At 70.9% G+C, this 22220-nt stretch carries 21 protein-coding genes; 15 read left to right on the top strand and 6 right to left on the bottom strand.

Annotated elements, in window-relative coordinates; all coding sequences use genetic code 11:
* The first annotated feature begins 32 nt into the window (after nucleotides 1–32).
* The 8 genes from E1O70_RS18155 to E1O70_RS18120 all read left to right on the top strand — a co-directional run bounded on the left by E1O70_RS18155 (nucleotide 33) and on the right by E1O70_RS18120 (nucleotide 6579).
* Complete coding sequence (locus tag E1O70_RS18155; RefSeq protein WP_061268922.1) at nucleotides 33–431, top strand: hypothetical protein; 399 nt, start codon at nucleotides 33–35, stop codon at nucleotides 429–431.
* Nucleotides 428–853: a pilus assembly protein TadG-related protein gene (locus E1O70_RS18150; RefSeq protein ID WP_061268903.1), complete on the top strand. Its 426-nt coding sequence runs from the start codon at nucleotides 428–430 to the stop codon at nucleotides 851–853. Before E1O70_RS18155 ends, E1O70_RS18150 begins: the two co-directional genes overlap by 4 nt.
* Nucleotides 850–4029 carry an AfsR/SARP family transcriptional regulator gene (locus E1O70_RS18145; protein ID WP_061268902.1) on the top strand — a complete coding sequence of 1060 codons (3180 nt, stop codon included), beginning with the start codon at nucleotides 850–852 and terminating at the stop codon, nucleotides 4027–4029. The genes E1O70_RS18150 and E1O70_RS18145 overlap by 4 nt, the downstream gene beginning before the upstream one ends.
* Before the next feature lie 2 nt (nucleotides 4030–4031).
* A complete protein-coding gene (locus E1O70_RS18140; protein WP_134724204.1) occupies nucleotides 4032–4232 on the top strand; it encodes a hypothetical protein in 201 nt (66 codons plus the stop codon).
* Nucleotides 4229–4882, top strand: coding sequence for a hypothetical protein (locus tag E1O70_RS18135; protein ID WP_061268900.1), 654 nt, complete (start codon nucleotides 4229–4231; stop codon nucleotides 4880–4882). The genes E1O70_RS18140 and E1O70_RS18135 overlap by 4 nt, the downstream gene beginning before the upstream one ends.
* A gap of 2 nt (nucleotides 4883–4884) precedes the next feature.
* Entirely contained in the window at nucleotides 4885–5826 is a 942-nt protein-coding gene (locus tag E1O70_RS18130; protein WP_128957772.1) for a hypothetical protein, read from the top strand.
* The gene (locus E1O70_RS18125) at nucleotides 5823–6047 is read left to right on the top strand and encodes a hypothetical protein (RefSeq protein ID WP_061268898.1); all 225 of its coding nucleotides are present in this window, start codon (nucleotides 5823–5825) and stop codon (nucleotides 6045–6047) included. Before E1O70_RS18130 ends, E1O70_RS18125 begins: the two co-directional genes overlap by 4 nt.
* Before the next feature lie 220 nt (nucleotides 6048–6267).
* Nucleotides 6268–6579, top strand: coding sequence for a hypothetical protein (locus E1O70_RS18120; protein WP_061268897.1), 312 nt, complete (start codon nucleotides 6268–6270; stop codon nucleotides 6577–6579).
* 13 nt (nucleotides 6580–6592) lie between these two features.
* Here E1O70_RS18120 and E1O70_RS20200 read toward each other — a convergent pair whose 3' ends face one another.
* The 4 genes from E1O70_RS20200 to E1O70_RS18100 all read right to left on the bottom strand — a co-directional run bounded on the left by E1O70_RS20200 (nucleotide 6593) and on the right by E1O70_RS18100 (nucleotide 10925).
* Nucleotides 6593–7714 carry a bifunctional (p)ppGpp synthetase/guanosine-3',5'-bis(diphosphate) 3'-pyrophosphohydrolase gene (locus tag E1O70_RS20200; RefSeq protein WP_205688672.1) on the bottom strand — a complete coding sequence of 374 codons (1122 nt, stop codon included), beginning with the start codon at nucleotides 7712–7714 and terminating at the stop codon, nucleotides 6593–6595.
* 39 nt (nucleotides 7715–7753) lie between these two features.
* Nucleotides 7754–8479: a hypothetical protein gene (locus E1O70_RS18110; RefSeq protein WP_134724203.1), complete on the bottom strand. Its 726-nt coding sequence runs from the start codon at nucleotides 8477–8479 to the stop codon at nucleotides 7754–7756.
* 413 nt (nucleotides 8480–8892) lie between these two features.
* Nucleotides 8893–9819 (bottom strand): nucleotidyl transferase AbiEii/AbiGii toxin family protein, encoded by a 927-nt coding sequence (locus E1O70_RS18105; protein WP_128957773.1) that lies wholly within the window; start codon nucleotides 9817–9819, stop codon nucleotides 8893–8895.
* Nucleotides 9816–10925, bottom strand: coding sequence for a type IV toxin-antitoxin system AbiEi family antitoxin domain-containing protein (locus E1O70_RS18100; protein WP_061268895.1), 1110 nt, complete (start codon nucleotides 10923–10925; stop codon nucleotides 9816–9818). Before E1O70_RS18100 ends, E1O70_RS18105 begins: the two co-directional genes overlap by 4 nt.
* 252 nt (nucleotides 10926–11177) lie before the next feature.
* Between E1O70_RS18100 and E1O70_RS18095 the strand changes: the two genes are divergently transcribed.
* From E1O70_RS18095 to E1O70_RS18085, 3 genes are all read left to right on the top strand, one after another.
* The gene (locus tag E1O70_RS18095) at nucleotides 11178–11435 is read left to right on the top strand and encodes a hypothetical protein (RefSeq protein WP_061268894.1); all 258 of its coding nucleotides are present in this window, start codon (nucleotides 11178–11180) and stop codon (nucleotides 11433–11435) included.
* A gap of 82 nt (nucleotides 11436–11517) precedes the next feature.
* A complete protein-coding gene (locus E1O70_RS18090) occupies nucleotides 11518–12474 on the top strand; it encodes a helix-turn-helix domain-containing protein (protein ID WP_061268893.1) in 957 nt (318 codons plus the stop codon).
* Between the two features lie 32 nt (nucleotides 12475–12506).
* Nucleotides 12507–12743: a hypothetical protein gene (locus E1O70_RS18085; protein WP_061268892.1), complete on the top strand. Its 237-nt coding sequence runs from the start codon at nucleotides 12507–12509 to the stop codon at nucleotides 12741–12743.
* 62 nt (nucleotides 12744–12805) lie between these two features.
* Here the strand turns inward: E1O70_RS18085 and E1O70_RS18080 are convergent, their stop codons facing one another.
* Nucleotides 12806–13399, bottom strand: a complete 594-nt coding sequence (locus E1O70_RS18080; RefSeq protein ID WP_082774736.1) for a prepilin peptidase — start codon at nucleotides 13397–13399, stop codon at nucleotides 12806–12808.
* 801 nt (nucleotides 13400–14200) lie between these two features.
* Between E1O70_RS18080 and E1O70_RS18075 the strand changes: the two genes are divergently transcribed.
* From E1O70_RS18075 to E1O70_RS18060, 4 genes are all read left to right on the top strand, one after another.
* Nucleotides 14201–14458 carry a hypothetical protein gene (locus E1O70_RS18075; RefSeq protein ID WP_128957775.1) on the top strand — a complete coding sequence of 86 codons (258 nt, stop codon included), beginning with the start codon at nucleotides 14201–14203 and terminating at the stop codon, nucleotides 14456–14458.
* A gap of 261 nt (nucleotides 14459–14719) precedes the next feature.
* Nucleotides 14720–20251: a hypothetical protein gene (locus E1O70_RS18070; RefSeq protein WP_061268889.1), complete on the top strand. Its 5532-nt coding sequence runs from the start codon at nucleotides 14720–14722 to the stop codon at nucleotides 20249–20251.
* Between the two features lie 36 nt (nucleotides 20252–20287).
* Entirely contained in the window at nucleotides 20288–20905 is a 618-nt protein-coding gene (locus E1O70_RS18065) for a hypothetical protein (RefSeq protein WP_061268888.1), read from the top strand.
* 82 nt (nucleotides 20906–20987) lie between these two features.
* Nucleotides 20988–21293, top strand: a complete 306-nt coding sequence (locus E1O70_RS18060; RefSeq protein WP_061268887.1) for a hypothetical protein — start codon at nucleotides 20988–20990, stop codon at nucleotides 21291–21293.
* 205 nt (nucleotides 21294–21498) lie between these two features.
* Here E1O70_RS18060 and E1O70_RS18055 read toward each other — a convergent pair whose 3' ends face one another.
* The gene (locus tag E1O70_RS18055) at nucleotides 21499–21870 is read right to left on the bottom strand and encodes a DUF2958 domain-containing protein (RefSeq protein ID WP_167496907.1); all 372 of its coding nucleotides are present in this window, start codon (nucleotides 21868–21870) and stop codon (nucleotides 21499–21501) included.
* Nucleotides 21871–22220 lie beyond the last annotated feature (350 nt).

Genomic DNA, 22220 nt, shown 5'->3' with positions numbered 1-22220 from the left:
TTCGCCAGCGCCTGTCGGAGGACCGCGGGAGCATGTCCCTCGGCGCGGCGGCCACCGTTCCAGCGCTGTTTCTCATCGGCGCGATCCTGCTGATGGCCGGTCGCCTCGCCCTGGCCGAGGGGAGCGTGCAGTCCGCAGCGAACGAGGCCGCGCGCGCCGCGTCCATCTCGCGCACCCAGGCGATCGCCGGCGCACAGGCTTCGTCCACCGCAGCAAGCACGCTCGCCAACGCGAACCTCAAGTGCTCCTCGACGAACGTCGCCACCGACCTGTCAGCTTTCAACCAGCCCGTCGGGCAGGTCGGCGCCGTCACCGTCACCGTCACGTGCGTCGTCCCGCTCGCCGACCTCGCGATCCCGGGCGTTGGCGGGACCCGCACGATCACGTCCACCGGCACCTCCGTCATCGATGCCTACCGGGAGCGAGCATGAGCTGGATCCGCACCCGCCTGCGTTCAGACCGGGGCGACTCCTCGCTGCTGATCATCATGCTCGCCGCAGCGGTCATCATCGCGATCGGCATCGTCGTCGACGGCGGCGGGAAGCTGCGAGCGAACGACACCGCCGAGTACGCCGCCCAGCAGGCCGCGCGCGCGGCGGGGCAGCAGATCAACGTCGCCGCCGTGCGTGACGGCGCCCGGCCCGGGATGTCGACCAACGCCGCCGTGGCCGCCGCCCAGAACACCCTCGCTGCGTCCGGAGTCACCGGGCGGGTGTCCGTCAACGGCGACGAGGTCACGGTTACCGCGCAGACGACGTACAAGGCCAAGATCCTCGTCTTCCTCGGCGAGAGGAACAGCACCGCGACCGCGACCGCGCGGATCGCCCGAGGCGTGACCCAGGAGATCCCATGAGCACCTCGACCACAGCCCGCGTCCTGCGTGGACTCGGCGCCCTGCTCGCCGTGCTCGTGCTCCTGGTGGGCATCCCCGTCGCGCTCTGGCTCGTCGCGGGCAGCCCCATCCCGACCTCGCTCCCGACCTGGGACGAGGTCACCGGCACGCTCTCGCGTCCCGACGTCACCGGCACACTCACGCTCGGCGTCATCAAGACCATCGCGTGGATCGGCTGGGCGACGTTCGCGATCGCCGTACTCCTCGAGATCCCCGCCCAGCTGCGCGGCCTCCGCGCGCCACGCCTGCGCGGGCTCGGCGTGCAGCAGCGCGCCGCCTCCGCGCTCATCGCCACCGTGATCGCGATGTTCACCGCCGGCCCGGTCATCGCCACGTCCGCCACTGCCCAGGCGCTGCCCGCCACGACCGTCGCCGTCGCGACGTACGACACCGCCACGCCCGACACCGCCACTGACATCGAGGCCCCCGCCGAGGCAGCGCTGGCCGCCATGGAGACGGCGCCGGCGGTCCAGTACACCGTCCAGCGCGGGGACTCGCTGTGGTCGATCGCGGAGACGCAGCTCGGCGACGGCATGCGGTTCCAGGAGATCGCCGACCTGAACTACGGCCGCGACCAGCCCGGCGGGTACGCCCTGGACACCTCGCACTGGATCGACCCGGGCTGGGTGCTGCAGCTGCCCTCGGACGCAGCGGTGCCCGCGCCCGAGGCCGCATCTGCGACCTCAGCGCGGACGCACATCGTCGCGCCGGGGGAGTCGTTGTGGGACATCGCCCAGGCCGAGCTCGGCGACGGCGACCGCTACCCAGAGATCGTGGAGGCCTCGCGTGACATCGACCAGGGCGGGGGAGCCCGGCTCACCGACCCCGACCTCATCCGCCCCGGTTGGACCCTCGCACTTCCCTCGACGAGCGCGCCGGCCGAGGCCGAGGCCCCTGCGACTCCTGACCCCACCACGACGCCGGCACCGGCCCCCGTCGCTGAGGTCGAGGCGTCTACGCCCGCAGCGCCGACCACACCTGAGGCACCCGCCGCGAGCGAGACCGTCGACGCCCCGGTCGAGGCCGTCGAGGAGCCGGCTGGCGCTGATCTCGATGAGCCCGCACCTGCCGAGCTCGACGACCTCGTCGACGCCCCGGTTGCCGACGACGACGTCGACGACAACGCCGTGGTCGACGTACGCACCGCCGCGGGCGTCGGCGGCATCCTGGCCGCCGGCGTCCTCGCCCTGCTCGGCGGGAAGCGAGCCGCGGCGCGCCGGCGCCGCCGCACCGGCCAGCGCATCGCACTGCCCGAGCCCGCCTCCGCAGAGTCCGTGCTCGAGCAGGAGCTCCGTGCCGTCACCGACCCGCTCAGCGTCCAGACCGTCGACGTCGCGCTCCGATCCATGGCCGCGTGGCACCGTGAGCAGCAGCTCGCGCTGCCCGACGTCCGCGCCGCCCGGCTGACCCCCGACTCCTTCGAGGTCTACCTCTACGCGCCCGCCGAGCTGCCCACGCCCTGGGTTCCCGTCCACGAGCGCACCGTCTGGCAGATCAGCGCGCACGACGCTCAGACCGCCACGCTCTCCGAGGCCGCGGCTCACGGCGCAGCCCCATACCCGTCGCTGGTCACTATCGGTCACGACCAGGACGACGCCCACCTGCTCCTCGACCTCGAGCGCCTCGAGTGTCTCGACGTCCGCGGCGATGCCGACGCGTCCCACGCCACCCTCGCTGCTCTCGCCCTCGAGCTGGCGACCAGCACCTGGGCCGACGACCTGCAGGTCACGCTCGTCGGGATCATGCCCGGCCTCGAGGGCGTCGTCGACACCGGCCGCATCCGACATGTCTCCGGCCTCTCCAACATCGTTCGAGAGCTCGAAGCGCGCGCCGCCGACGTCACCGCAACGCTCGACGCCGTCGAGGCGACGTCCATCCCCGACGCTCGCGGCCGCGGACTGCGCGGGGACGCCTGGACCCCCGAGGTACTGCTCGTCGGCGAGCGGCTCGACCCCGAGGTGCGCGACATGCTTGAGAACCTCGTGTCCCGGGTCCCGCGTGTTGGCGTCGCCGCGGTCACCACTGACGCTCAGATCGGCGAGTGGGTCCTCGACATCGACGCCGACGACACCCAGAGCGCGCGGCTGTCGCCCGTCGGGATCACCGTGCGTCCCCAGCAGGTCGACGCCTCCACGTACGCCCACCTTCTCGGTCTGCTCCGCCAGGCCGATGCCGACCCCGTTGACGGGCCCACCTGGACGACCACCCTCACCGCCATCGAGGACGAGCCCACGCTCACCGATCTCGCCGTCACGGTGCCCGACGAGCCTGCGCTGACGGTCGTCGAGGAGCAGCCGGCGGAGGTGTCCTCCAACCTCACAGCGCCCGCCGGGCCGAGCGCTGGGGAGCTCCTGCAGCTGCACCACCCCATCGTGAAGCTGCTGGGACCGGTCGAGGTCGACGGGACCGCCGGCGTCACCCCCGAGTCCCGGTACCGTCGCCAGACCACCGAGCTCATCACCCTGCTCGCGCTGCACCCCGAGGGCATGAGCACCGACGAGCTCACCCGCGCCCTGTGGCCGACCTCCACGCCGGAGAAGGCGCTCGGAACGCGTCGCTCGGCCGTGTCTCGAGCGCGCCGCTGGCTCGGCGCCGACGCCGACGGCGAGCTTTACCTGCCGCGGTTCTGGAGCAAGGACGCCGACGCCGATGGCGAGGTCGTCTCGGAGTACCGCCTGCGTGGCGTCCCGACGGACTGGCACGTCGTGCTCGAGCTCATCGGCGACGACATCGCGGCCGCCCCCACCGAGAACCTGCTCGCCGCCCTGGACATGGTCCGGGGGCGCCCGTTCGAGGATGCCAAGGCCACCCGGTACGTCTGGGCCGAGAACCTCGCGCAGGAGATCATGGCCACGATCGTCGACGTCGCGCACGAGGTCGCCGCCAGGGCGCTCGCCAACGGGGACGCCGCCACCGCACGCCGCGCCGCGGAAGCCGGCCGCCGCGTCGACCCCGCCGACGAGCGCGTCTGGCGCGACAGCATCCGGGCTGAAGTCGCCGCTGGCCGCCGCCACGACGCGAACCGACTCGTTCAGCAGCTGCGCACCCAGCTCGACGGACTCGACCCCGACCCCGAGACCGAGGACCTCCTCGACGAGCTCGCAGACCTCGACCACACCGCACGACAGGGGGCATGAAGATGACCACCACGCCGTTCCACGACCCGCACGCCGAGCCCGTTCAGCCGATCCGCATCGAGCTCAACGGCGCCACCCTGGACCCGTTCGCCGAGCACACGACGCTGGACGCCGAGAACGGTCGAGACGTCGTAGGTCGGCTCGGGACAACGCGAAGCGGCGTCGCGAGGACGATCGCCACACGAGGACTGGAGCCCCGATGAGCACCCCGACCACGATGCCTCAGCCGACGCCGTCGCGACGCCGACCGCTCTTCCTGACGATCGGCATCGCCGCCGCGCTCCTCATCGCGCTCGGGATCTTCCTCGTCGCCTGCACCGGGGGCGACGACCCCGACCCGACCCCCACCACCCCGACTCCGACCGAGACCACGCCTGAGCCCACACCCACGGAGCCCACGCCAGAGGACCCCGCCGAAGCAGCTCGCCAGGAGGCCATCGACGCCGCGCAGGCGCGCTACGCGGAGTTCATCGCGACCAGCAACGAGGTCAACAAGGCCGGTGGGGCAGGAGGCTATGACGCCCTCATCATGTTCCTCGGCACGCCGGAGCTGATGCAGATGTACGAGACCGTCTACGCGCAGTGGACCGAACAGGGCCTGCGCCAGACGGGCGACACGAAGATCGCGGCCAGCAAGGTCACCGACCTGCAGGGCGACCCCGCAGCCGGCCAGACCTTGATCGCGGACCTCGAAGTCTGTCTGGACAACACCGGCGTCGAGATCGTCAACCCCGCAGGCGAGAGCGTGACCCTTGAGGACTACCCGGATCGCGTACTTCAGCGTGTTCAGATGCAAACCCAGGACGACGGACGCTGGACCGTTGTCAAGGACGAGCCGACGGAGGAGTGCTGATCATGAGCATGCGCAGGGGGGTCCTCACGATCATCGTCGCGCTGCTTGGAGCACTGTTCCTTGCCTCGCCGACCGCAACTGCTGCGGGCGGTGTCACATGCCCGCCCGGGAGCACTCCGATCAAGGGCAGCTGCGTCATCACGGTCGACCCAGGCGGTGGCGGGGGAGGAGGAGGCGGCACGACTCCCGTCGACAACCCCGGTGCGGGTGGTGGATCTCAGGAGTGCCGCAATGCGTCCGGTGAGGTCGTTCCGTGCCAGACCGAGCACGGATACTGGAACGGCTCTTGCTATGACCGCGACGTCAGCTCCGAGTACCCCGCCGACGATCCAATCTGGGGAGGTCGCTCCGAGGGAGTCATCGTGCGCACTACCTGCCCGTCGGTGGGCGGTAACGCGGTAGTCAATCACTGGGAGGCCTCAGCACCCGGCGCGACGGGCCCCTCACCGCGCGAGCTTGCCGACCGCGCCGTCGCGGCGATGGACTTTCAGGCCGGTCAGATCGCTACCGCACCTCCGCCGCTCAGCGTGCAGCCGGACAGCATGGCCATCGTCGGGATCCCGGTCTGGCTCTGGGTCGGAGACCCCGGCGAGTCGACCACCGGCCCGATCACACGCAGCGCCTCCGGCGGCGGAACCACCGTGACCGCAACCGGCACGCTCGACCGCATCGTCTACACGATGGGCGACGGCGGACAGGTCACCTGCACCGGCCCCGGCACGCCGTACCGCACCGAGTACGGGGACCGCACCTCTCCGGACTGCGGCTACACCTACACCAAGACCTCGGCCGGCAAGGCTGGCGAGGCCCACACCATCACCGCGACGTCGTACTGGACCGTCGAGTGGGCCGGCGGCGGCCAGACCGGCACGATCCCGTTGGAGTTCACTCGCACCGAACAGCTTCGTGTCGGCGAGCTCCAGGTCCTCCTCACCACGCCGTGACCAGCGACGAGCCCTCGCCCCTCGAGCGCGAGCTCCAGGCCCACCTGGAGCTCGCGCGATGGGACCAGGCGGATCACCACGCTGTCGCGCTCGCCATCCATCGTGTGACGTGCCCCGACGATCCGTGTCACCACGAGATCGACGACGTCGACGCGCTCGACCAGGAGCGGGCCGCCGCGGCGCTCGCGGCGCTTCGCGGAAGGCTCCACGGCGCGCCGTAGACCTGCACGAAGCATCACCGACGAGACCGCCCGCTCCCTCTCTGGAGCAGGCGGTCTCGTTGTACGTGGGGATGGCTACGCTGCGCCCATGGTTCAGGCGAGCGAGGTGCGACGACTCTGGCATGCAGGCGCACCTGGGCGACGGCCTGGTGAGCTACTGCTGCCGCCGTCGGAGACAGGGATCCCTTCGCAGGTTCGAAGGATCTCCGAGGAGGAGGGCATGACGGAGATCGCGCAGCGCGATGACCGGGTCTACCTCACTTCGGACCGCGAGCTCGCCCGGGCATGGGCAGGCCTCTGGACGCCGGACGGCGAGCACTTCGGCAACGGCTCGCTGTACCAGGTCGATGCGGAGTTGGCAGCCCTTGAGCCGGACGAGGACTTGTTGTCGCTCGAAGGTGTGTCGTTCCAGGTCCCGCGGGCAGTGGTTCGAGTCGTCTACGACGCCGCCGTCCGGTACTCCGAGAAGCACCTACTCGTCCTGGAGGCGCGGCTCCAACAACACAAGGAGGCGAAGGAGGCCAACGACTGAGGAACCGCCTGGCTCAGGTCGACCGGAGCGGTGCGCGGCGCGTTGCACGTGCACCATTGAGCGGCTCCGACTCCGAGGAATCGGCGTCGGGGTCATTCTCGCCGGGATCGCGACGGAGTTGAGACCGGTCCAACGCTCGCGCGAGCACATCGCGGAAGAGGGCGTACTTCGCCTCCAGGCGTTCACGTGTCGCGCCGTCGAGCTGCTCGACGCGGGTCGGGTCGGTGTTGTCGGCGAGGTCGGCGTACTTGACGTCTGCGGCCAGCGGCGTCGCGGCGATGCGCTCGGCGTAGTCCGCGGGGGACTCGCCCTCGCGCTTGGTGACCGCCTCGACAGCAGCGATCGCGTCCTCCGGGATCCCCGCCGCACGAAGATCTACCGCGGTCAGCGTGGTGTCCTCGAGGACGTCGTGGAGCCACCCTGCGACGATCGCCGCGACCGGAGCGCCGCCGCGCTCAAGGCGCTCGGCGACCCGACGGGGGTGGTCGATGTACGGGTGCCCCGCCTTGTCGACCTGCAGGCCGTGTGCACGCTCAGCGATCCGGCGCGCCGTCCCGATGATCTGCTCGCCCGTGACGGCTCGCCGCAGCCTCGCCTCAAGCAGGTCCTGCACGGGGCGCACGTCCACCTCGAGCGGGCCCAGAGCCGCCAGGCGCTTCTTCTTGCCGCTCCTGATCTCGTACGCCCAGGTCCGCGCGGCGGTGCGTCCGCGCGCGTCGTCCGGGAAGGTGCGCACCGTGACCCAGGCGCCCGGAGCCGCCTTCTCGATCGACTCCAGCGTGTGCGGGTCCGCCGTCGGTCGCGGCTGCCCGACGTCGACGGGAAGGCCGAGCTCGGCGGACGTGAGCCGCTCGGGCTGGGTCTTGAACTGCGCGACCGTCCAGCGGTCGAGGGCAGGTGCCTCACGGATGAGGGCAGCCGCCTGGAGCGGGTCGATCTCCTCGTACGCGTTCTCGCGGTCGCCCTCGAAGGACCGGAAGTCACGCAGGATGTCGTCGTCCAGGACCCACGCGCCGAGGCTGGGGACCCAGAAGTAGAGGCGCTCGTCGCCGGGGCCTCGCAGTTGAGCGGTCTCCGCCATGACGCCAGCGAGCGCACGGGTGTCGGGGTCGCGGACTGCGTAGTAGGTGGTCATGGCGGTCACTCTCCTCTCGTCCCGAGTCTACCGCTTTCCTCACGCATGCGCACTTTTCCTCACGCCTGGTCGAGTGATCTCGCAGCCGAAGAACGCGGTGCGCTCGGCGAGACCGCGGGGCGTCGGGACGACGCTGCTGATCGTGACGAGCTGCTCGGTGAGTCGGTCCGCGTCCGCCTTCGTCGTCGCGGGGTCGCGGACCGCCTCGTAGATCGGGTGCACCTCGTCCTTGACCTGCTGGGAGAGCTCGGAGTGGACCTGGAGCTCGAAGGTAGTGTCCTCCGGTGTGCGCAGTAGGAAGTGCAGCCCCTTGTAGGGGGCGCCCTCGCGGTACTTGTCGTCGGCCTCGACGACGGTCATCCCTCGGTCGACGAGCGCGCCCAGCGCGCTGTCGGCCGCCGCGACGATGTCGTCGTGGTCGCGCGCACAGACGGTGTACCGCAAGGTGTCGGTGAACTTCGCTGCGCGCTCGGTGGGTGATCCACCTCGCCTGGAGAAGATCTTGCGCGCCGTGCTCGCCGGGGACTTCATGCGCCACTCGAGCCCGTGCAGCCGGCACCCGTCGGGGAGGCTGGAGACGAGGGAGTCGGTGATCTCGGCTTCAACCTTCCGGTCTCGCACGAGGCGGTCGACGGCGGCCGCAAGGACGGCATGTCCGTCAGCGCGCTCGCTCATCGCCTTCCACAGGGAGGGCATGTCGTCGTGAATCCAGGTGACGTCGGGGACGCCGTCGCGGGGGTCGGGGGCGATCTGCGCGGCCGTCATCGCCGAGAGCCGGCGGTGGTCGGCGCACCGGGCGCCGCCCTCAGCGAGCGATCTGCACATGCTGCGTCCCCACCATCCAGGTTCCTCACGTCGCGACGTCACGCCTCGCGAAGATCTTCCCCCAGACGCCGCCGCACCCGCGACGTCCGTGCCGTCAGCTCAGCCTTGTGGCGTCACGCCGGGGGCCGGTCTCGCACCTTCCAGAGGCATGAGGGCGAACGAGAAGGTGACCAGGTACGCAGCGGGGGCGGCGGCGTCTGCCGTGCGTGTCGTGTGGGACGTGGCGGTCGCGACGCCGCCGGCAGCTGGTGGGGAGCTGCTGATCACGGTCGCGGCCGCGGCCGCTGGCTACGTCGGGGCGGGTGTCGTCGTCGAGGCGCTGGTCGCCGCGGCGCGTCGGGCTCGGTCGTGGTCTAGGCGAGGGCGTCGCCGGGAACCCATGCAGCGGCCGTCGGCGACCAGGTCTGGTCCTCGCCGATCACGGCCACGAGCGCTGGGGCGAGGAACTGCGCGACGAGGGCTACCGCGGCCGCGAAGTCGAGCCCGGCGCAGTGCCGGGTCGAGCCCGAGACCCCCGGGTACTGGTCCGCCCAGGCGGCCGGGACGCTGAACGTCTCCCGGTTCGGCAGGTCGCGGTGGTGGCGCTCGGAGGCGATCGCGGCCCGCAGGGCGCGCAGGCTCATGGTCTCTGTGCGAGCGATCACGACCAGGTCGACGAGGTCTCGCACCCGGCTCGAGGGCTTCCCGCCTGGGTAGGTGGACTCGGTCGCGCAGAGCTTGTCGGCGACGTGGTCAACGACCGGGTACAGGCGCACGGTCGGCGGCACGACGCCGGGCACAGCCACCACGGTTGTGACGACCCGCTCGTCCGGTTCGGCCGTCATCAGGGACCCGGTCACGAGGTCGATGTGGAACGACCCCGCCTGCTTCAGGCCGGCGTACACCTTGATGCCGACCTGCCGCCCAGTCACGCCCGGCTGCTGGCCCGCTCCCATCGGGTCGACCGTCGTGGCTGTGAAGGAGAGCATGTCGCCGCGATCGAGCGCGAGCGCGGCGCGGAGCTGCTCCACGGCTTCGTCGAGGTCGGCGACGCGGTAGAGCAGGTCGACGTCCTTGCTGTGGCGCGCATCGTCGGCGCGCACGAGGAGGGCGGTGCCACCCTTGAGCACCCACGGAGCTTCTGGCTGGGCGAAGACGCGGTCGAGAAGGCGCTCGTAGAGGAACTCACGCACGACCTCGTGCGCGGGCTGCCCAGAGACGGCGGCCGCGGTCTTCGCTCGCGCGGTGACCGCGGCCCACATCGCCCGAGGCGTCGCGTACGACTTCTCGCTGGCCGTCACTGGTCCTCCTGCTCCTCGTCCGAGCGCTCGCGAACGCTGTTGCGCACGAGGTCAAGCGCCTTGACGTTCTCGGCCTGCTCGACCACGGCCCAGGCCTTGGCGCTCTCACCGGAGACTGCCCAGTCCGCCGCCCGTGCCGCTTCGAGCGCCGGCAGCATGCTCGCGCGCACTGCCGCGAGCGCGTCGCCCACCCCTGCCGCGTCGAGCGCCGGCAGCATGCTCGCGCGCACTGCCGCGAGCGCGTCGCCAACCCCTGCCGTGTCGATGATGTCTGCAGCGCGGAGCTTGAAGACATCGAGCCCTCCAGCCAGGTTCACCAGGCCTTCGGCCGGGTTCCAGTCCGGAGCGATGCGCTTCATGAGATCTGGGCTGAGCAGGCTCAGCTGCGCGTTTGCCAGACTACGAGCGGCCAGCTCGCCGGCGACACGACGGACGACGTCCGAGTCTGCGATCGCCGCCTCGGCGCTCGCTTCGTCGAGGCCCGCGGCCGTGACGAGCTCGTCTAGCACCTCGACGCCGCGCTCCTTGCCCAGGTGGCGCACGAGCGCGTCTCGGACGTCTCGGGGCGTGGCCAGGCCCCTGCGCAGGGCCTCGCGAAGGATCGTGGCGACGTGGTCGCGGTCGTTGCCGATGCTGACGAGGTCGACGATCGTTCGTGCGGCGGTGGTCACAGGCAGGCCGTCGACGCGGGTGACCTCGTAGGGCCTGAGCTCACCACGATGGGTCCGCAGCTCGGGGCGTCGCGAACGATGACGACGGGGGAGCGTCACCTCGACGCGATCGTCGAGCAGGTCGCCGATGCCGTGCAGCGCGGCCGCGGTGGCATGGGAGAGGACGCCCGAGGTGGGTAGGTCCTCAAGTCGTTCGTAGGCGGGCCGTGCGGGGTCGAGCGTGAGCCACAGGGCCTTGGTCTCGAGGAGCTCGTCGGTCGCGGCCGCAGGCGTGGCGTAGACACCATGGGTGACGCGTTCGAGCTCTCCCGAGCTCGTCATGCGCGAGAGGAGCACCCTGCTCACGCCGACGGCGGCCGCCTGCGACGTCGTGATCAGACCCCACTGGTCAGCCGCAATCTGCGCGATCTGTGCGCGCGCCTCTCGCCCTGCCATGGATCAATAGTATCACTGAGTGCAACTTTTGATCCACGCGCGCGAGTCGCTGCGGATCGTGTTGGCACGAAGGTTTCACAGCATGCAACTTTCGCTCCACCTGCGCCCGGCGTAACCCTAACCGTGCATGTAGGCTGCTCATGTCAGCAAACAAGCAGTGCGCGGAGTGGTCCCTACGTCAACGCGCCCATCGAGGCGGGCTCGGTGACGACGGAGAGCTCCGGCGCTGAGTCATCACCGGAGGCTCCGGACATGTCCGTCGAGAACATCATCGTCATCTCGCTCATCACCTTCCTCATCGTCGTCGTGCTCGCGATCGCGCAGCGGCGCGTCGCACCGCTCGTCATCAGCACAGCGGTACTCGCCACGACCGTCGTCACCGCCGCCACGGGTCGCCTCGACGGGTTCGCACGCGCCCTCGACGTCGACCGAGCCGTCCTCGTCGTCATCGCCCTCGCGATCGCGCTGCTCGCGTTCGCCTTCTTCCCGGCCGACGAGCACCGTCGATGAGCTACACCCGCAACGTCACACGACGCCCGATTCGGCCCGTTGATGAGGGTACGGACCGCATATCGACCTCCGGAGGCACACGTTGACCCGCAACCCCCACCGTCAGGGCCGCCGTCGCCCTGCGAAGACCGCGCGAGACGCTGCCCTGCCGGGCGCGGTCCGAAGGCTCCAGGTCTCGACCGAGCATCCAGCACTGCTCGTCGCGTCGCTCCTCGGGCTGCTGCTGCTCTCGGCCGTCACGTTCATGCTCTCGTTCGCCGCGCTCGCCGAGATCGCACCGTGGGCGAACATCATGCACCGCCTGGCCTGGGGTCTTCCGGTCTTCGTCGACGGCGCGATCGTCGTGTACACCCTCGCGGTCATCATCCAGAAGGGACGCGGAGAGAAGGCAGCAGCGGCGAACGTGTTCCTGGTCCTGTTTACCGCCGTCTCCGTGATCGCCAACGGGTCCCACGCCTTCTCGGCGGGCGACCCCAACGACTGGCGCACCTGGTTCGGCACCGCCATCGCGGCGCTTCCGCCGATCGGGCAGTACGCCGCGACGCACACGATCGCGAAGATCCTGATCCTGCCTCCGCAAGCTGCGACGGTCGTCCACCAGGCAGCGGAGCAGGAGCGCGCCAAGCGCGAGCGCGCGGAGCAGGAGCGCGCGGAGCAGGAGCGCGCGGAGCAGGAGCGCGCGGAGCAGGAGCGCGCGGAGCAGGAGCGCGCCGAGCGCGAGCGCGCCGAGCGCGAGCGCGCCGAGCAGGAGCGCGCCGAGCAGGAGCGCGCCGAGCAGGAGCGCGCCGAGCAGGAGCGCGCGCGCACGGCGGCATCTCGACCGCGGGTAACCGCGGCTTCGCCCGACGAGGAGGAGCGCAACCGGCGGATCGTCGAGCTCGGGGAAGAGGGCCTGAGCGCAGCGAAGATCGCGCCGCTCGCCGGCACGAGCGAGTCCACGGTGAAGCGCGTCCTGCGCCGCCACCGCGCCGAGCAGGCCGAGCAGGCCGAGCACGCCGAGCAGGCCGCGGCCAGCGGTCGCGAGCTCGTCGCCGCGTGACCTCAGAGACCCAGGACCGAGGAGGACTCATCATGTACACCGAAACGCCCACGCTCGAGGGCGAGGAGAAGCGCGCGCGTGCTCTGCTCGTCCGACAGCTCAGCGGCATCGCCGCGAGCCGTGCAGCTCGCGGTGAGCAAACCGACGGCGTCGAGTCGCTGCTCGCTGCGGCGATCACCGTCCCGGACCTGTTTGGCCTCCGAGGCCAGAGCGAACACCGTCCGCTCGCACCGAGGGACGAGCCGGATCAGAGAACGTCCAGCGTCTAGCGCTCGCGAGCGTACGAGAGGCCCCGCGCGTCACCGACGCGCGGGGCCTCTTCGCTGCTCGGTCAGAGCCCGGCGCCCGAGGCGCCGAGCGCGATGAGGTACGCCGCGAGCATGTAGGGGCCGAGCGCGATGCGTCGCTCGCGCCGGCGGCGGGCGAGCGCCCACGCTGTGGGAGCAAGCGCCAGGAGGAAGGGGAGCGCACCCGTGATCACGACTGAGGTCCAGCCGAGCCAGCCGGCGTACAGCCCGAGCAGCACAGCAAAGCGTGCGTCTCCAGCACCCAAGCCCGACGGGTGAGCCAGAACCATCACGAGGTAGACGACGCCGAGGGCCGCGGCGCCGGCGATCGCGCGTCCGAAGGATGTCCAGCCGTCGACCACAGCGAGGATCGCCATCGCCGGCACACCCGTCCCGATCCCGAGGTAGACCAGCTGGCGCGGGATCGTGTGGCTGGTCGCGTCCGTGACCACGACCGCGGCCCCCACGACAGCGAGTGGCAGGTGCGCGAGCGTCGCAGACACCGACCGTGTCGCGACCGCGGCGACGACTACGACGAGTACTGCAACCAGGGTGATTGGGATGGGCTGAGCGACGAGCGCGGCGCGCATCGCCTCGTGCAGGCTCGAGGTGGGCACTCGCGGGGTGCGGGTCGTCATCGAAAAACTCCCTGCGCTTGTTTGCTGACAGAGAACAGACTACACCCACACGGGGTGGCGCACCCCTCGGCGCTCCCGCGACCACGCACGGTCCAGCGGACGCGGGCACGGAGAAGGCGCCCTCGCGCAGGAGGCCCGTAAGTGTCAGCAAACAAGCTCGCGCGAGGACGCCGTCGCACCAGTATGCCGCACCGGGTACCCCGTGCCGAGGCGAGCCGAACGGCCACGGGTCCGAGTGTCTTGCCGAGGAATCCGGGGCGTCTTGCCGAGCGATCATGCGTCTTCCCACGGTCGTTCGGTGTCTTGCCGCGCGGTTTGAGCGTCTTCCCACGCCCTCGACACCGTGGCAACGGCCGATTCTCGCGTCTTCCCACGGCTTCCAGGGTCGCTCTCCCAGATTCCTGGGAGAGCGGCGAAAAGACGGCCTGACCTGCAAAAACGCGCACATCGGGCACCCAGCGAGCACCGTGCCTTCCCAGGCCTGGGAGAGCACATTTGTACGCTCTGACCTGCGCGGATGTCCCCACTTTCCCAGATCTCCCGCACTTCCCCGATCTAGATGCCTACGTGGGAAGGCACCCCCTCCCGACCGGGGCCCGCACGCCCCTGGATCACGAGCTCGGTGCACCTCGAGGACCTGCGAGAAACTTCTCCACCGGCACGTGTCACACGACCGCCCGTCCGACCCGTTGTAGTGGGCATGGGGATCCTGGTGGCCGCCGAGGTGGCGTCGAGCTGTGACGACACGCCGCGCACCCTCGCCTCCGAAACTGTGAATCCGGATTCCGCTATACATGTCGCATGGCTGGTGGAAAGCGAGGCCCGAAGGGCCGCGGGAAGCGGGTGCAGCACACGTTGCGCACGCCCGAAGAGCACTGGGCCGTCTACGAGGAGCAGGCGCGCGCGGCGGGACTGGACGTCAACGCCTACATCGTCGCGCGCTTGGCTGCTGACCACGGGCTGCCGGAGCCGGCGTGGGCCCGGCCTCCAGGACCAGCTTCGGGCCACGAGCCACGAATCGTTCAAGGCCAGTTCGACGAGCTGGCTGTGGGGGCGTGATCTAGCCCCGGACAGTGAGAAGCGCCCCGATTGCTTGGCGGCGGTGGGGCGCTTCTCGAAGGTGTTACCGAACAGGAGGATCCTTGAAGACCAGGGCCGAGGCCCGGGTTTCGCGTACCCCCTGGGGGCTGTTGTGCTCCCTATCGTAACGCGCGACCCGCACACGGGTGCGCTGACGCACGCATCGGCGTGGCGAACAGCAACAACCCTGTGTGAACAGGACAACAACGGCTCCGGCCTCCCGAAGCGGAGGTGGGCCGCTTGAGCGCGCTCACCGTCGCCGGCGGCTGGGGCCCGATGTCGTCCCTCGACCGCGTCTTCAACGCCCTCTCCGACGGCGGGTTCCAGCCCACCGGCCGCAAGCGGCACTTCATGGCCCTGTGCCCCGTGCACGCGGAGAAGACCGGCTCGCTGAGCGTTGACTGGAAGCCCCGCAACGGCAACGGTCTCGTCCTGCTCAACTGCCATGGCTGCGACGCCACGACCGAGGAGATCGCCGCGGCGCTCGGCCTCGGCCTGGTCGACCTGTACGACAACCCGCCGCCAGAGCGGCCCCTCGACGCGCCCCGCGTCGGCCGATCGGTGAAGTCCCGTCAGGCCGGCAAGCGTCGCGGCAAGCTGGGCCCCCTGCCCAAGCGCCGCACCGCCCCGGCGCTCGACCACGCTCACGAGTTCGTCGAGGTCGACCGGTACCCGTACACCGACGTCGACGGGACGATCGTCCAGGAGGTTGTTCGCCAGCAGTGCCGCGTGTGCGGCGCGAAGAACTTCCCGCAGGCCTACGCCTGGCCCGACGGGCACATGCACGGGAAGAAGCCTGAGGGTTTCGTACCCGTCCTCTACCGCATGCCCGAGCTCGTCGCGGCGCTCGCGGCCGGCGAGGAGGTGTGGCTGCTCGAGGGTGAGAAGGACGTCCACACCGCGGAGTCGCTGGGTCTGGTCGCGACGACGAACACCGGCGGGGGTGGCTCGTTCTCCGACGCGCTCGCTCCGCTGTTCGCCGGCGCCGTTGTGAACGTCGTCCTCGACTGCGACGCCACCGGGTGGGAGCGGGGCCTCACGGCCCATGAGGTCATCGCCGCTGCCGGGGCTCGTGTCCTCACCTGGGTGCCAGCGATCACCTCGGCCAAGGCGGACTTCACCGATCACGTGGAGGCGGGTCTCGGCGTCGACGACCTCGTCGCGATCGACGTCGACGAGCTGCGTGTTCGCAAGGCTCTCGCGAAGCTCGAGGAGGTCCTCGACAAGCTCACCGTCGCCCAGGACGAGATCGAGTTCCACCTGGCCGAGGCCAGCACCCGCTCGACGTCGGCGCCGAAGGCTGCCGACGAGGCCCGTCGGCTGGCCGAGCGCTGGGTCGTGGAGACGGAGCTGCGCTGGGAGTCGCTCGTCGACGCGGCGGATCTCGTCGCATCGGCAGCGCGCGCCAACGGCGCTGAGAGCGTCGAGGAGGCGCACCGGCTCGCCGAGCGCATCGTGGAGCAGGCCGCGATCCTCGTGCGCTCCGCCCATGACACGCTCGAGCGTCCGCTGCCCTCGGACTTCGACGAGCGCCTGAGCGCAGCCCGCTCGGCGCTGCGCTCCCAGGATGGCGCGAGCGTGTCTGCGACGGCGGGCGCCATCCCCGCGGGCGAAGCCGGTACCGCCCCGGAGCGTGACGACGCTCCTAGCGCGCAGATCCTCGACTTCCCCGGTGCCGGCGGCAGCAGCGGCGGCGGCAACGGCGGTGGTGCTCGCCCGATGCGCGCCGTCACCGAGCGCAAGGAGTACCGCTACGTCGCTCGCGAGGAGGACGGGCGGGTCGTGCTCAGCGAGGTCAAGAAGTCCGCCGGCGGTCATCTGAGGTTCCCGCAGGTCATCGGCATCGACCTGCACCTCGACGGGCGCGAGTACGTCGACGACACCTCCGACATCGAGGACGAGATCCACCAGGTCCTGGCCGGCCAGCATGTCGAGGTCGCCGCGAGCCCGATCGCCAACGAGCGCAAGGTCTCCCACTACCTGTTCTCCTACACCGACCCCGCCAGCGGCGAGCGCGTCCGCTTCCGGGTCGAGGCCGACCGCGCGATGTCGGGTGACTTCCTCGACAACATCCACGTCCCCGGCCTGGAGTACGGGCACACGAAGTCGGCGAAGCAGCGCGTCCTGGAGGCGGTGCGCGCCGTCAGCCAGGACTCGCGGGACGTCGTGCAGTACCGCGGCACTGGCTGGCGCCGCGACCCCGACCTCGGCTGGGTCTACGTGAACTACACCGGCCTGATCGGCTCCGACGGCGTGCACCCCGGCCACCAGCTCCTCCAGGGCGCGCTGAAGCGCTACGCGCTGCCGCAGCCAAGCACTGACGCGAGCGAGCTCCGCGAGTTCTTCCTCGAGCACTCCGGCCCGGCGTTCATGACCCGCTTCGCGCCCCGGATCGGCGCTGTGCTGTGCGGGCACGCCTTCGTCGCCCCGATCCGTCGCAACCCGTACTCCGTCGTGGTCGTCGGGTCCCCGGGATCGATGAAGACCGGTCTGTGCGCCCTGGCGATGCACCACTACGGGTCCGCCTGGGACCGCACCCGTCCGACCGTCTCCATGACCGAGCAGGGCGCGACCGCGATCGCCACGGCGATCATCGCCAACCAGGCCCGCGACGCGATGGCACTGTTCGACGACGTCACCCCGGGCGGGAACAGCTCCGCCGCGCAGGCCAAGCTCGGCGCGATGCTGCAGATGATGTTCAACCAGTCCGAGCGCACCCGCTCTGAGCGCACCGGCGCCGACCTGCGCGAGGCACCCATCCCGCACGCCACCGTGCTGTTCTCCTCCGAGCTCATGCCGAAGTTCGGCGCCAACGCCCGCCGCGCGCTCATCGTCCCGCTGCAGCGTCACGAGCTCGAGCTCCAGGCCATCCTCGACCTCGACCGCGCACCGTCACGCATCGCCCGCGCCACCCTGACGTCGTCGATGCTGTCCTGGGCCGCTCGCGACCTTCCGCGAGCACGTCAGATCGTGCACGAGGCCAGCGCCCGGTACGCCGAGACCGTGCGCGCGGCGGGCCGCACGCCGGAGGAGGCCGACGCCGCGGCGAACCTGTGGGGCGGCTGGACCGTCATGACGACGTTCCTGGAGGAGATCGGCGCGCTGCGCCGCGAGGAGGTCACCAAGGTCCTCGAGCAGGTGCACGAGGGCCTGTTCAGCGCGCTGGACGCCGCGCAGGATCCGGACAGCCCGACGAACGCTGGCGCACGTCTGCGCGAGCTCATCGCGTCCGGGCTGCGCATGGGTGTCGGGCACGTCGTCGACATCCGCAGCGGTGACGCGCCCGAGGACGACGGCCTCGCGATCCGTCTCGGCTGGCGCCGGGTCAATCTCGGTCCCGGGTTCCAGGGAGACCCCCCGAAGTTCCGCGTCGAGTCGAGCGGCCGGTTCATCGGCTACGTGAACACCGAGGCGGACGAGCTCGTGCTCGAGTCCACCGCGCTCGAAGCCTTCGTCAAGGCGGCCGCCGGCGGGCTCTCCGAGCCGTTCTCGATGGACGTCGCCACCGTGCGCCGCGCGCTGCACGAGGTCGACGTCCTCAAGGCCCAGTGGGACAAGCACGGCAAGATCGGGGGCCGCTGGCGCTACACCATGAAGCGCAAGATCTACTGCGAGACTCACGCCACCGACGCCAGCCGCAGCTCCGAGCGCCCCATGACCGTCCTTCGCCTGTCCACGCTTCTCGGCGACGGCCCAGACGAGGGCACCGTCCTGCCTCCCGCACCGCTGCCTCCCGCGCCCGACGACGAGCCGACCGCGCCGCCCACCACCGACGACCACGGCCAGCAGGCCGACCCCGCCCCTGCCGAGCATGCGCAGCCCACCCTCGCGGAGGCCGCAGCACCCCAGGAGGCTCCCCACGACGAGGAGGCCGAGATGCGTTCCGCCACACCCCCCACCGTCGACGTCCTGGTCGGTGTCGAGCCCACCGCCGCCCCGGGACGGTGCTTCCTCTGCCGGCAGCCCGCCCACACCGCGATCGGCGGTGACCACGTCCACGATCAGTGCTGGCGCTCGTACTGGGTCGAGCTCCCGGCCCCCGCGCCGTGCTACGTCTGTGACGGGCCCACGCCCCGCTCCGCGGACGGACAGCCGCTGCACGTGACGTGCTGGCAGCTCCTGTGCTCCGATCCCGAGCTCCTCGAGGCAACGGTCGCCCGTCACCAGGCCACGACCGATCCCACGTCGACGTCCACCCCTGAGCCCGTCTCCTCGCCGTCGACGCCGCCCGCGTCGAGCCTGCCTGTCGAGCCGCCCACCGCCCAGACCAAGCCCCAGACCACACGCACCCACCGCCCCGCCTCGGCCACAGCACCGCTGACCCACGCGGCAGCGGTCGTCGACGTCGACGTGCTCTACCTCCCCGACGGAACCACCCAGCCTGCCCCGACGATCGAGCACCTCGGCGACCTCGCCCAGCTCGCCTACGACCTCCGCCTCGGCACCCAGGTGGTCCCCGGCAGCGACGGGTGGCGCGGCCGCCGCGACCCGGGCGTCGTCGTCGCGACCGAGCGCCTCGCACGCGCGCTCGGCATCGACCCGGACGTCGCGCTCAACGCCGACGTGAGCAAGCGCAACAGCGCTTTCGGTGAAGCCCACCGAGCCCACCCCGCGATCACCGAGGCGCTCGCGGCCGGGTGGGTGACGCCGCACCCGGAGGGCAGCGAGCCTGAGGTGCAGCTGTGGACCAAGCTCTACCGCCCGGAGCAGGACTCGGTGCTGGTCACCTTCATGCCGCTGCTCGGCGCGACGCTGCTGAGTGGTGACGCCTCCGCCGCGCAGGTCGCGCGCCGGCTTGGGGAGTACTCCCGGCTGACCGGCGCCGGCTGGCACCTGAGCCCGCACGCGACGGGCCTCGACCTCATGGCGCACCTGCGGCGAGGTCGGGCCGAGGAGTTCGCTCGCACGACGGTTCCCGACGTCGCGCGCCGGATCGGGGACCCGGACCTGAACTGGTGCCGGCCGCCGAGCACGGAGGAGTCGGGGATGACGTACGTCCACGCCTACGACCGTGGTGGTAGCTACCTCGCCGGAGTCGCTGGCCTAGAGCTGCCGGTGGGGGAGTTCGAGGCCTTCCCCGAGGGGCGTGAGTTCGACGCCTCCCTGCCGGGCTACTGGAAGATCCGGATGCCGGAGGCGGGGGACTGGCGTCACCCGCACCCGCTGTTCAAGCTGCGCAAGCGCGAGGTGGACTGGGTCACCACGCCCGCTCTCGCCTACGCCCACGAGCTGGAGTACGAGCCGGAGATCCTCGAGGCGGTCGTCTGGCCGCAGCACGCGCGGATCCTGGACCCCTGGTACGCCAGGATGCGTGATGCGCGCACGGCGGCCGACGTGCCGGGCGACCCCGACCTCGCGGTCGTGCGCTCGATGATCAAGGAGACCTACACCCAGTCGATCGGCATGCTGACCTCGCACCACGTGGAGGACAAGGCGATCTACGCACCGCAGCGACGACACATGATCGTGGCGAAGGCGCGGACAAACCTCCTGCGCGCGGTGGTTCGCATCGGGAACGAGACGGGCCAGTGGCCGCTCGCGGTGCAGACCGACACCGTCGTCTACGCCTCCGACGAACCGGACGCGGAGAAGGCCTGGCCCGGCCAGCTGCTCGCGCGGCCCGTGAAGTACGGCCGCGGCCTCGGGCAGTTCAAGCACGAGGGAACCGGCACCCTGCAGGACCAGCTGCCGTTCCTCGAAGAGCACGGAGCGATCTGGCACCGCGACGCCAAGCGGCTCATCACCGGAGCCCCGGAGCCGGGAGCCGAGTGATGACGACGACCGTGACGACGCAGCAGGAGGTGCCCTGTGCCCACCGATGACGAGATGTCGACCGACTGGGGCGATACCCGCGGGCGCCTCTTCCAGGCGCTGACGGGGCGCCGCGGTGCCGACGTCAGCGGGGCGGGCTCGAACATGCGGGGCATGCTGCTGGCAGCGTTCGGTGCGTCGCGACGTGACCCGAGCAAGCCCGACACAGCGGCCGCCGCGAAGGGCCTGGGGGTCTCTCAGCGCACGGTCCAGCGCTGGCTCGCACCCTCCACCCGCCAGCACCAGCGCCCGAAGCCGGCGACCGTGCAGAAGCTCACCACGAAGGCGCGCCAGGCCGCGACCACGAAGACGGGCCGAGCGCGCGCCCTAGCCCAGGTCGCAGCCGCCAGAGGCCTTCCGTCGGGCGGGTTCCGGGTCGGCGTCACCGGGTACCAGGGCCTGGAGCTCGACCCGAGCTACGCCCGGGTCCGGCACGTCCCGTTCGACCTCGACAGCCCCGAGCTCACGCAGGGCTTCCTGAACGCCTATGTCCAGGGCGGGGAGAAGGGCGCCATGGGGTGGCTGACCAAGAACGTCGATGAGATCTACGGCGTCGACCGCTGGGAGTTCGGACGGATCGACAGCATCGACGTGACCGGTCTCCACGGCAGGTGACCACGAGAGCTCCTACATCGGACAGCGGGGCCCGGCTCGATACGCTCGAGCCGGGCCCCGCTGCCATTGGAGGTGATGGGCGATGACCGCCGACCGGGTGTTCTACGGTGTGCGCCTCGAGCCGCTCTACGGAGCCGACGCACTCATCCTGAGCGGCTCCCGCCCTCCGCGCGTGCACCAGCTCGACGGAAGCAGCGACACGTACCTGACGTGGAAGACCGGGAACGGGTGCACCCACCGGTACGCCGCGAGCATCAACGAGAACGGCGCGCTCAGCGTCTGGGAGACGCGTTCCGTCCCGGGCTCCGATGACGTCACCACCCTTCTCGTGACCTACGCCCCTGGCCTCTGGGTCAAGGTCGAGGGCGACCTCGTCGAGGTGTCATAGCGGCCCTGTGGCCAACGGCCAGCGCTCGGACGCTGTGCCGGATCGATCACGGCGCGGATCTCCTCGTTCAGCCGGCCCATGTCGCTGCCGTGAACCGTGACGCATGCGCCGGTGAGCGGGTGCGCGAACCGAGCGGAGTAGCCCGCCGACCCGAGCCCCGCGGCGAGGATCCGCCCCGCCACGAGCACCCGTGCGGCCCGGCCACTCACCGAGCGGCCCTCGCGGCACGCGTCTGCCCGAAGGGCACCGGCTCCCAGTCCAGCTCACGCTCGACGACCTGGGGGAGCCCGCGGGTCGTCCTGAGCTCCTCGAGCTCCGTGAGCGCGATGTACCCCCACTCGCCGTGCCCGAGCCCGAGATCGGCAAATCCCCATCCCTCCCCGGTCGTCCAGTCGACCTCGACGATGAACCAGTCGGCCGACCCGAGGAAGTAGTGCAGGTGCACCACCTTCTCCTCGAGCGCCTCACCGGCAGAGGCTCCGAGTGCGGGGACGGCGGCGCGCTGCGCCTTCGGCGGATAGAAGTTGTGCCCGCGCAGCCTGCGCTGGGTCTCCGGAAGAACGTTGCTCTGGCCCATGGCCCCTCCCATGTTGACGGGATGCTCATTTGCTGACATTCCACACTCTATCCACAATCGCCCACACTGAGGGGCGGATTTAGATAACGGCTAGATAACAGCGCAGCCAGGCCCCCAAGACCCCGGCACGGCCAGCCTCACCGCGAAAGCGAAGCGAGCTCGCCAACCGAGCACCACAAACCGAAGAGCCGCGACCTGATCGAGCAGCCCGGCAAGAGCGAGTTCCGGGCCGGTCGGAGCCGAGCCACCCCGCCCGGCGCGCAGCGCCGGGCCCTCCGCGAGAACAGCGGGCCGGCTTGCCGGCACGCCCGAGCCCCTGCGAGGCGCAGCCTCGCAACCCTCCGGGTCGG

Origin of the sequence: Cellulosimicrobium funkei (assembly GCF_004519295.1) — a bacterium.
Classification (GTDB): domain Bacteria; phylum Actinomycetota; class Actinomycetes; order Actinomycetales; family Cellulomonadaceae; genus Cellulosimicrobium; species Cellulosimicrobium funkei.
This window is presented reverse-complemented; position numbering and strand designations above follow the sequence as displayed.

What these genes read in the sequence shown, in the direction of transcription:
- E1O70_RS18155 (WP_061268922.1), top strand. Translation starts at nt 33, where the DNA reads ATGTCCCTCGGCGCGGCGGCCACCGTTCCAGCGCTGTTTCTCATCGGC.
- E1O70_RS18150 (WP_061268903.1), top strand. Translation starts at nt 428, where the DNA reads ATGAGCTGGATCCGCACCCGCCTGCGTTCAGACCGGGGCGACTCCTCG.
- E1O70_RS18145 (WP_061268902.1), top strand. Translation starts at nt 850, where the DNA reads ATGAGCACCTCGACCACAGCCCGCGTCCTGCGTGGACTCGGCGCCCTG.
- E1O70_RS18140 (WP_134724204.1), top strand. Translation starts at nt 4,032, where the DNA reads ATGACCACCACGCCGTTCCACGACCCGCACGCCGAGCCCGTTCAGCCG.
- E1O70_RS18135 (WP_061268900.1), top strand. Translation starts at nt 4,229, where the DNA reads ATGAGCACCCCGACCACGATGCCTCAGCCGACGCCGTCGCGACGCCGA.
- E1O70_RS18130 (WP_128957772.1), top strand. Translation starts at nt 4,885, where the DNA reads ATGAGCATGCGCAGGGGGGTCCTCACGATCATCGTCGCGCTGCTTGGA.
- E1O70_RS18120 (WP_061268897.1), top strand. Translation starts at nt 6,268, where the DNA reads ATGACGGAGATCGCGCAGCGCGATGACCGGGTCTACCTCACTTCGGAC.
- E1O70_RS20200 (WP_205688672.1), bottom strand. Translation starts at nt 7,714, where the DNA reads ATGACCACCTACTACGCAGTCCGCGACCCCGACACCCGTGCGCTCGCT.
- E1O70_RS18110 (WP_134724203.1), bottom strand. Translation starts at nt 8,479, where the DNA reads ATGACGGCCGCGCAGATCGCCCCCGACCCCCGCGACGGCGTCCCCGAC.
- E1O70_RS18100 (WP_061268895.1), bottom strand. Translation starts at nt 10,925, where the DNA reads ATGGCAGGGCGAGAGGCGCGCGCACAGATCGCGCAGATTGCGGCTGAC.
- E1O70_RS18095 (WP_061268894.1), top strand. Translation starts at nt 11,178, where the DNA reads ATGTCCGTCGAGAACATCATCGTCATCTCGCTCATCACCTTCCTCATC.
- E1O70_RS18085 (WP_061268892.1), top strand. Translation starts at nt 12,507, where the DNA reads ATGTACACCGAAACGCCCACGCTCGAGGGCGAGGAGAAGCGCGCGCGT.
- E1O70_RS18080 (WP_082774736.1), bottom strand. Translation starts at nt 13,399, where the DNA reads ATGACGACCCGCACCCCGCGAGTGCCCACCTCGAGCCTGCACGAGGCG.
- E1O70_RS18075 (WP_128957775.1), top strand. Translation starts at nt 14,201, where the DNA reads ATGGCTGGTGGAAAGCGAGGCCCGAAGGGCCGCGGGAAGCGGGTGCAG.
- E1O70_RS18060 (WP_061268887.1), top strand. Translation starts at nt 20,988, where the DNA reads ATGACCGCCGACCGGGTGTTCTACGGTGTGCGCCTCGAGCCGCTCTAC.
- E1O70_RS18055 (WP_167496907.1), bottom strand. Translation starts at nt 21,870, where the DNA reads ATGGGCCAGAGCAACGTTCTTCCGGAGACCCAGCGCAGGCTGCGCGGG.